General features: G+C 63.9%; 7 protein-coding genes. 2 read left to right on the top strand and 5 right to left on the bottom strand.

Going from position 1 to position 7,958, the window contains the following annotated elements:
- The first annotated feature begins 147 nt into the window (after positions 1–147).
- Positions 148–831, top strand: a complete 684-nt coding sequence (locus AC13C7_RS05875) for a hypothetical protein (protein ID WP_482866873.1) — start codon at positions 148–150, stop codon at positions 829–831.
- A gap of 157 nt (positions 832–988) precedes the next feature.
- Positions 989–2,461: a winged helix-turn-helix domain-containing protein gene (locus tag AC13C7_RS05870; RefSeq protein WP_482866872.1), complete on the top strand. Its 1,473-nt coding sequence runs from the start codon at positions 989–991 to the stop codon at positions 2,459–2,461.
- A gap of 72 nt (positions 2,462–2,533) precedes the next feature.
- Here AC13C7_RS05870 and AC13C7_RS05865 read toward each other — a convergent pair whose 3' ends face one another.
- From AC13C7_RS05865 to AC13C7_RS05845, 5 genes are all read right to left on the bottom strand, one after another.
- Complete coding sequence (locus AC13C7_RS05865; protein WP_482866871.1) at positions 2,534–2,893, bottom strand: hypothetical protein; 360 nt, start codon at positions 2,891–2,893, stop codon at positions 2,534–2,536.
- Positions 2,894–3,317: 424 nt separating this feature from the next.
- Positions 3,318–4,052 (bottom strand): hypothetical protein, encoded by a 735-nt coding sequence (locus tag AC13C7_RS05860; protein ID WP_482866870.1) that lies wholly within the window; start codon positions 4,050–4,052, stop codon positions 3,318–3,320.
- Positions 4,049–4,981: a carotenoid biosynthesis protein gene (locus tag AC13C7_RS05855; RefSeq protein WP_482866869.1), complete on the bottom strand. Its 933-nt coding sequence runs from the start codon at positions 4,979–4,981 to the stop codon at positions 4,049–4,051. The genes AC13C7_RS05860 and AC13C7_RS05855 overlap by 4 nt, the downstream gene beginning before the upstream one ends.
- Complete coding sequence (locus AC13C7_RS05850) at positions 4,978–5,511, bottom strand: hypothetical protein (RefSeq protein WP_482866868.1); 534 nt, start codon at positions 5,509–5,511, stop codon at positions 4,978–4,980. Before AC13C7_RS05850 ends, AC13C7_RS05855 begins: the two co-directional genes overlap by 4 nt.
- The gene (locus AC13C7_RS05845) at positions 5,511–7,679 is read right to left on the bottom strand and encodes an efflux RND transporter permease subunit (RefSeq protein WP_482866867.1); all 2,169 of its coding nucleotides are present in this window, start codon (positions 7,677–7,679) and stop codon (positions 5,511–5,513) included. Before AC13C7_RS05845 ends, AC13C7_RS05850 begins: the two co-directional genes overlap by 1 nt.
- Positions 7,680–7,958 lie beyond the last annotated feature (279 nt).

The raw sequence follows: 7,958 nt of genomic DNA, 5'->3' as shown, positions 1-7,958 counted from the left end.
GTTGGTCGATGGGAGAAGCTCTGCCCCCTCCACAGGTCAAATTCTGCCAGAACCCGATCTCAGGGTGACCTCGGCAGGCTGCGCGAACTTTCGGACGCATCCAGCCGAAGCGGCGCTATAGCTGACCCACCATCAACGAGAAGCAGCATGACCGACACATTCCGCCCCTTCCGCACGTGTGATGAATTGCAACCACTGGCGGATCAATACTGGCGCGCAGGTAACTGGTCGCAGTATCTGTTTACCCTGAACAACGGAGAGCGCGCCGCCGCGCTATTGAACCTTTTTCACCATGTAGAACGTCCATCCCGACTCTGGCCGCTGGTCAATGAGGTCTGGTCGATGTCGAATTGCATCTTCGCGGACGAACCTGTCTGGGATGAAATCTGGGCCAACGCCTACCGGCGCGACGGCACGCTGCGCAGGTGCCACAGGTTCATCATGCGCCCCGCCGACCGTCGCATCTTTGACGCCCTCCCCGAGACGGTCACTGTTTATCGCGGCTGCAACAGCTTTGATGCGATAGGGGGCTATAGCTGGACCCTGAGCAAGTCGGTGGCGGAGTCCTTTGCGCACCGTGTCAGTCGGGTGCGTGGAGAACCGCTGATCGCAACCGTGTCCATTCCGCGGTGGTGCCTGCTGGCATATTTTGACGAGCGCAGTGAGCAAGAAATCGTCGTGGACCGCCAGATGCTGGACGGATACGGGTTTGAGATCGACGTTGAGGCTGCCTCGCCAAAACCGGATACAGCCGAGGACACCAGCTATGAAGAAGCGGGTGGACGCCAGGCCCTGCACCACTCCTCGGGACACTACTGGATAGATAGTTAATTTCTTGGCACATGCGTATGTGCTAAGCTGATCCTGCATGTTGCCAAAAGCAGGTTCGCGCCTGGACGACCGGGGTGCAGACCGACCTGCTTGTGCAGAGATCTTGCCCGGTTTCCACCGAACCCGCGTCGGGCAGCATCGTCTGGCGGGGAACGCGATGAACCAAACAAACCACGACGTGCTCCTCATGGGGACCTGCATCTTCGATCCGGTTGCCCTGACGCTTTGCAACGCCGCTGGCGACATGCTGCGCCTGCGCGCGCAATCCATGCGTGTTCTGGCGGAACTCGCACGCAGGCGGGGAGACGCCGTATCTCGGGATGATTTGATCGAAACGGTCTGGCGCGGAACCGCCGTTACCGACGACAGCCTTGCGCAGTGCATCAAGGACATCAGAAAGGCGATCCAAGATCCCGAGCGGCAAATCCTGGAAACGGTCGTCGGACGGGGCTACACGCTGCACGTCGGCTTGCCTGCCTCGGCCAGCAGCCCAAAGCCCGGAATTTTGATCGAGAAGATCACCAGCGCGGGCGGGTCTCAAGCCATCGCGGATTTTGCGGAGGACCTGCAAGAAAGACTGGTGCTAATCATGGCACCACGCTCCGGGGTTCGCATCTTCACAAATGAGGCGCTTTCCGCGTCGGTAGATTGCGTGGTTCGGGGCCGCGTGAGCGTCTCGGGCAATCGCGTCAGACTCTTCGTCTCGCTGTCGGGATTGAAAGAGAGCGGCAACTTATACGCGGAATCCTTCACGGGCGACCCATCAGAGCTTGATCAGCTTGCAGAGGAGGTGGCCCGAAAAATCTCGAGCGTGCTGCGCATCCGCGTCATTGCCTATGACGGCGAGAGATACGCGAAGGTCCCGAATGAACGGCTTGATTTGCAGCAATTGATGGCCAAGGCTCATTACTTCTACAGCCGTATCACCGCTCTGGACGCGATGAACGGTCGCGCCGCGATGCAAGCCGCCGTCAAGATTGCCCCGGACGATCCCAAGGCGCTCGCGCTGCTGGCGCATTCCGCGACGCAGATGCACCCGCTCATGCAAAGCGATACCGGCGTCAGCGAAACGGATTGGGCGATGTCCATTGCGGACAGAGCGATTGCCGTTGGCGCATCCTCGGCCTTCGCGTTTCGCACCCGCGCGAACCTTCGGCTTTGGCTGCTGGGCGATCACGAAGGGTGTCGCGCGGATTGTGCCCGGGCTCTGGCGCTCAACCCTAATTTCTACCTGGCCCATCTGACCCTTGCCACAAGCGACATACTGACGGGGTCGCATATGGCGGGAATAGAACGGATGACGACTTATGTTTGTCTGACGACCATCGATCAGCAGTATCCGTATTTTCAGTCATTGATCGGGCTGGCGTGGTTCCTGTCCGGACATCCTCGTGCGGCCATCTCCTGTGCTCGGGAGGCGCACGAGAGATTGCCAAACAGCTCTTGGCACGCGATGGTTTATGCGGTTGCGGCTTCGGGCGATCCGGAGACAACGAGGACAGCGAGGTTCCAGAATATGGTGATGCAGCTGGACTTGCCGTTTGGACATTTCAGATCACTTCCATTCACGAGGATAGAAGATATCGAGGCCCTGGAAGCCGGGCTCCGTGCAGCAGGTGTCAAAGAATAGCGCGGCCAAGGCAGGAGCGGTCAACCGTCGTCGGGATCACCGCTCCTTGTGGTTGGTGCCGGGCCGCACCGTTCAGCTGATGCAAAACTCGCAGATGGTTGCGTGCAAGAAGGGCGCTCGCGCCTCCATCGGCAGCGAGGACAGTCCGGCACCGTCCCAATCCTCCTCCAGGCGGTAGAGGCCGGTCGCCTCGATGTTCATCGCGAAGACGTAGGCTTCGACATAGCCTTCGTCGCGGGCGTCTAGAATGATGAAATAGGCGCCGTTGATCTCGACCGCATCGACCTCTCGGATGTGGAGGGTTGCAAGAAGCCGGTCGGAAGCGCCGATGAAGGGCGGTTCCGTCTGGATCGCGAACTGGTCAGCGGCGGCGCTGCAGGTGGCAGCAATCGAGATCGCTGCCGCCGTTCGGGCGATGGACTTGAGGTTCATGTTTCTGTTCCTTCCGATATTTTTTGGCACCACTTCAATCGGGAGCCATGAAAACGATTTTATATGCGGGCCGCCTATGTCGCAGGAAATAAACCTGAAATCGGTCTGAAATGATCTGAAACCGATCCCATGCCAAGGGGCGAGCCCTCCAGGTCGGCCGAGGCTTCGCCGACCGCGCGACCGCGAATGCGGTAATTGCAGGCGTCGCCGCGATGCGGACCGTCGATGGTGCCGCGCGATACCGTGCGCTTTTTCGCACGCTCGCCGCAGCCTCTAGAGACGCGGCAGACTGCGCTAAGTCTTGGGGCGCATACCGCAGTAATAGCGCTATAGCTACCTCACATCCTGCCGCTCGGCATTGCTGCTCCCCGCTGCGCGTCGCGCACCGCTACGCGTCGCATGGCAATGACTTCTCTCAAAGCACTCAGCCCTCCTTGACCACCAGCGGGGACGCCTGGGCGGCAAGCGCGGCAGAGGCGAGCGCATATCCGTTGATGCGCCAAGTCTGAAACACCGGCAGCCAGACGGATTTCAGGCCCGACAACCCGACCCGGTAGGAAGACAGGACGCCGCGCCGCCAGCCCCTCTGCCGGGCGCGATGCAACGCCACGTAGTCATGCGCGGCCAAGTAGAACGCCTGATCCGCGATCTGGCCGAAGATCTTGAGATGGGAGCCCTGAAGACCCGGACTGGTTTGCGCCCCAAGCCCCATATCCTTCGCCGTCCGGCACATCGCGCGGCCGAGGTCGCCATGCGTATGCGCCCTGGCCCCGAGCGAGATCAGCAGCAAATGCGCCGAGATCGGCGACCGGATCGACAGGTGCCGGGATAGCCGGTGGTAGGGCCGCCAATGTCCAGCGATCCTGTCCGGCGGGTGGCCCAGCCGATCCAGCACCTCATCGTGGTAGAATTGCAGGAAATGGCACATCACGCGATAGGCGTATTCGCTGTCATCGCGGCAGGCCAGCCCGGCCAGCCAACGGCGCGTGGTGCAGAGGTAAAGTTCGGAGAAGAGTTGGTGAATGTGATGCGGATGGGCCGGATCGGTGTCCCTGAAGCTTTGCGTGACCGCGCTGAGCGTCTCGACGATTGCCTCGGCCCTCGCCCGCCACTGGACCAGGTCACGCGGCATGGTCCCAGTGGTCGGTGTGCCACTCATCGCTCCGGCCTCCGCGCGCTGGTCAGACCGAGCAGTGCACTGAACGGGGGACCGATCCGGTCCGCTCCACGAAGGGCCGCCACCAGACCGAGCACCATGGCCGGGATCAGCGTGCAGAGCGTGATTGCCGCCACCGACGCGAAGATATCCTGCGGCGAAGCGCCGATCTCGCCCAGGGCCTCCTGCACTCGGCCATGGCCCGTAAACGGGTTCAGCAGGTATTCCCCTGCAAAGGCCGCATAGGCAAGTGGCACGGACAGCCAGTAGCCCCTATCCTCCGCCAAGTCGGGCGCACGGAGGGGCCGGATGCGGGCCAATTGCCAGGCGAAGCCCTGAAACATGATCCATGTGATCAGAAACCAGCCAAAATAGTTTGACAGCGGCACCCCGAAATAGCTGCCGCCGTCGATCCAGATCCAGCGGCCTTCGATCGTGGCGCGCAGCGGATCCATCGACAGATCCCACAGCACCATCAGGAAGGCCGCCAAGAGCGGCACCCGCCGCGCGCCTTCCACGCTCAGCCCGGCGGTCCTGCCGTCAAGGATCAGGGTGGCCAGCGACCACGAGGCGTATCCCATGACCAGGTAGGCGGGGAGCACGAAGATCGGCACATGGCCGAGGAAGGGGGCCATCAGGTCGGTGTAGTGATAGCGACCAAAGGGGATGCCGGTGAAGATGCTCAGCGTTTCGAACAACCAGCCCACGGCGAAGACCGTGACGACGAAACGCAGCATCATTGCGCCACCATAGCGCCGCACGCCATGACGATAAACAAAGGCCAGCATCGCAACGGCGACGATGGCCGGCGACAGGTGCTTGACCGGCCCGCCGGGGGCCCCGAGCGCATAGAGCGCGTTGCCGAGCCAGGCCAGCCCGGCGAGCAACACCAGCCAGATCGAGGATTCTTGGGCTGGACCGCGCAGGGTCATGGGGCCTCCGCGATGCGATGAAATTCTATTGCGAGGGTCTGGCGCGCGCTGTCGGCGGATTCGGGTTGCAACCAGTGCAGGATGCGAAACCTGGTGTCGTCCAGCAGGTCGATCCGCAACCGGGACTGATAGTAGGCTCCGTCCAGCAGGATTGGCGAAGTTGCGGACAGCTCCATTCCGGTTTCCGTCCCGGTGCCCGCATATTGCGTCGTCTCGGCGGTCCCGTTGGCGCGCACGGCGGCGCGCACCTGGGTGTCGCCGTCGAAGAGGGCACGCAGCGTGAAAGCCCTCCGCCCCGCCGTGGTGGCGCAAGTCGCGTGGATCTCCAGACTATTCGCGGCATCCTCCTGCCGCACCTCGACACGGCATCGGGCGGTCCGCGCCGTCGTCTCGTAGCCCGCCGCGATGGCCCCCTGCCCCGTCCAGGTGCCGTCCAGCCCCTCGCGCAGCGTCGCGCTGTCCGCAGGATCCGAGACCAGGACACCAAGGCCAAGCATGGCGGCCCCGGTCCAGCGCGCAGGCGCCAGCATCACCGGGCGAACCTGCGCAGCATCGCAGGCAGGACCAGAAGGTCCGAGACAAGCGCGACCAGCAGAACAAAAATCGTGAACATGCCGAAGGCTACCACAGTGGGCAGGGTTGCACCAAATGTGCCGGACAATCCGCCCGCCAGGATCACCGTGGTCGCGACCAGCGCCGGAGTCACTTGCCGCATGGCCGACGCCAGCGGATCGCGTGCGTGGGCCGGGTCTCTGCCCGCAAGGCGCAGCCGGTTGAGCACATGGATCGTGTCATCGACCGAGATGCCAAAGGCCAGTGTCAGCGCCACGCCTGCCGCGAAGGTCACGCCATGTCCGCTTATCGCCATCGCGGCCCCGGCCAGCGCCACCGGCAGCACGTTGGGCACCAGCGCCACCAGCCCCAGGGTCAGGCTCCGCCGCCAGAGCGCGATGACCGCGCCCGAGGCCAGCACCGCCAGCAGCAGACTGAGGCTCAGCGACCGGATCATGGTTTCGCTCAGGAAGGCCGACATGACATGCGGCCCTGTTGGGCGTCCGATCCTGGCAGCCAGGTCCGGCGGCGCGGCAGCAGCGATGTGGGCCTCCAGGGTCGTGGCCAGCGCGCGCGTCCGGGCCGCATCCACGTAAGTAAAGGGAACAGAGACAAGCAGGCGCCCGGCCTCCGATCCGGTCAGCATGGCCCGCATCGGCGGGGGAAGCTGCGTGGCAAGGGCATCGAGCGGGACCGAGGCCGCCTCAGCCGCGTCCGCCAGCGCGGAAAGCGACACAACGTCGGGGGCCAGCTCCTCCGGCAGGGCCGCGATAACGGCGCGTGCGGTATGCAGCGGACCGTCGGGACCGATCTCAACCGGGATCTGCATCGCGGCCATGGGGCCGAAATCCGCCTCGATCCGGCGCAGGACGGTGCGGGCAGGGTCCTGGTCCCGCAGATTCTCATCCAGCGAAAAGCGCGGCGGGGCGGTCAGGTAGAGGCCCGTCGCCACAAGTGCCACGATCATCGTGGCGGCGCTGATCGCGCGCGGGGCGGCCAGACCGAACCGCGCCAGGGCCTGCCAGTCAAAGAAGGCGGGGATGCCGCGCCGATGCGGGGGAAAGATCCGCGCGGGCGGCATCAAGCCAAGCAGGGTCTGCACGATCAAGCCCTGCGCGGCGAGCCCGCCGAAGGCTGCTACCATCACCGCCACCGCCCCGGCGGCACCGAGATCGGCCAATAGGGGCGAGTCCGAAATGCCGAGCGATGCGAAAGCCAGCGCCGTGGTGAGCGAGGTCAGCAGAACCGCCGGGCCGATCCGCCTCAGCGCGCGGGCCACGGAATGCGGCGCACCGCCAAGTGCCAGCGCGCGTTGTTCCAGCGCGACATGCACCGCGTCCGATAAGGCCAGCGCCAGAACCAGAACGGGCAGAGCGATCGAGATCACGTTGATCTGCATCCCCGTCCATCCCATTGCGCCCATTGCCCACAAAAGCGCCGTCGCCGTCGACATCAGTGATATCGCGGCCAGCCAGACGCTATTCATCACCAGCAAGGTCAGGCCCACCCCGATCGCCGCCCCGACCGCGTTCAGAAACACGAAATCCCGCATAAGTAAGGCGCGGGACCGGTCGAGGATTACCGGCAGGCCGCTCAGACCCACCTCAAGCCCCGCCGCCTCCAGATGCTCCCCGGCCAGCGCGCGGATCGCCGCGATCTGATCCTCGCCTGCGGCCCCCAGAACCGTGACAAGCGCCGCTTCGTGGTCGGGCGTCAGAACGTGGGCGAGCATCGGATGCGCGGCCTGCGCCCCCGCCCAAGCCTCTCCGTCAAGCATGTTCAGGGTGGTGACCCCGCCCGCCCCGTCGGCCAGCGGGATCGAGAACGGCGAGATCACCGTCCAGTCGGGATCGACCAGATGCATCTCGATCACGAACGCCTCCAGCGCGGCGCGAGGACCGGTCGCGGCGAGGTCCTCCGCCCCGACGCGGATCAGCACGCCGTCGCCAGACCCGAACGCTTCGACCAGCGCCGCGTAGTCGCCATAGCGCTCCGATCCGTCCTGAAAGACGCGGTCCAACCCGTGGCCGAACTCGAGCCGCGCCAGCCCCGCCACCGCCACTGCGTCGATAAGCAGCACAACCAGCCAGGCCAGCACCAGAGCGGCAATTCGGGTTGGTCGAGGGCCGTCGGCGGGTCTGTTCATGGAACCACATGCGCGGCGAAAAGGGGCGATGTCGATCAGGCTACGCAGGTCTGTCGTGCCTGTCCAGTTTTGGGGCGCAACCCATCGTAGATCCGGTTCGAAAACAATTCAGATTGAAGGCAATATCGCGACTGTAAGATGGCGTTCAGTGTCAGGGTCCTCGACGTCAGTCTAAGCGTGCCACTGCGAGCCAATCCCGCACCTCTCGAAAAACCGAGTCAAGGCAGAGAGTAATCTCGCGACTTTCGCACGCAACCCGCTGAACACAGCGCTATAAGT

The sequence above is a fragment of the Alterinioella sp. B-7 genome (assembly GCF_056857775.1).
The sequence above is the reverse complement of the archived record's forward strand: the minus strand, read 5'-3'. Positions and strand labels throughout refer to the sequence as shown.

Coding starts and splice junctions, on each gene's coding strand:
- AC13C7_RS05875 (WP_482866873.1), top strand. CDS start 148: ATGACCGACACATTCCGCCCCTTCCGCACGTGTGATGAATTGCAACCA.
- AC13C7_RS05870 (WP_482866872.1), top strand. CDS start 989: ATGAACCAAACAAACCACGACGTGCTCCTCATGGGGACCTGCATCTTC.
- AC13C7_RS05865 (WP_482866871.1), bottom strand. CDS start 2,893: ATGAACCTCAAGTCCATCGCCCGAACGGCGGCAGCGATCTCGATTGCT.
- AC13C7_RS05860 (WP_482866870.1), bottom strand. CDS start 4,052: ATGAGTGGCACACCGACCACTGGGACCATGCCGCGTGACCTGGTCCAG.
- AC13C7_RS05855 (WP_482866869.1), bottom strand. CDS start 4,981: ATGACCCTGCGCGGTCCAGCCCAAGAATCCTCGATCTGGCTGGTGTTG.
- AC13C7_RS05850 (WP_482866868.1), bottom strand. CDS start 5,511: ATGCTGGCGCCTGCGCGCTGGACCGGGGCCGCCATGCTTGGCCTTGGT.
- AC13C7_RS05845 (WP_482866867.1), bottom strand. CDS start 7,679: ATGAACAGACCCGCCGACGGCCCTCGACCAACCCGAATTGCCGCTCTG.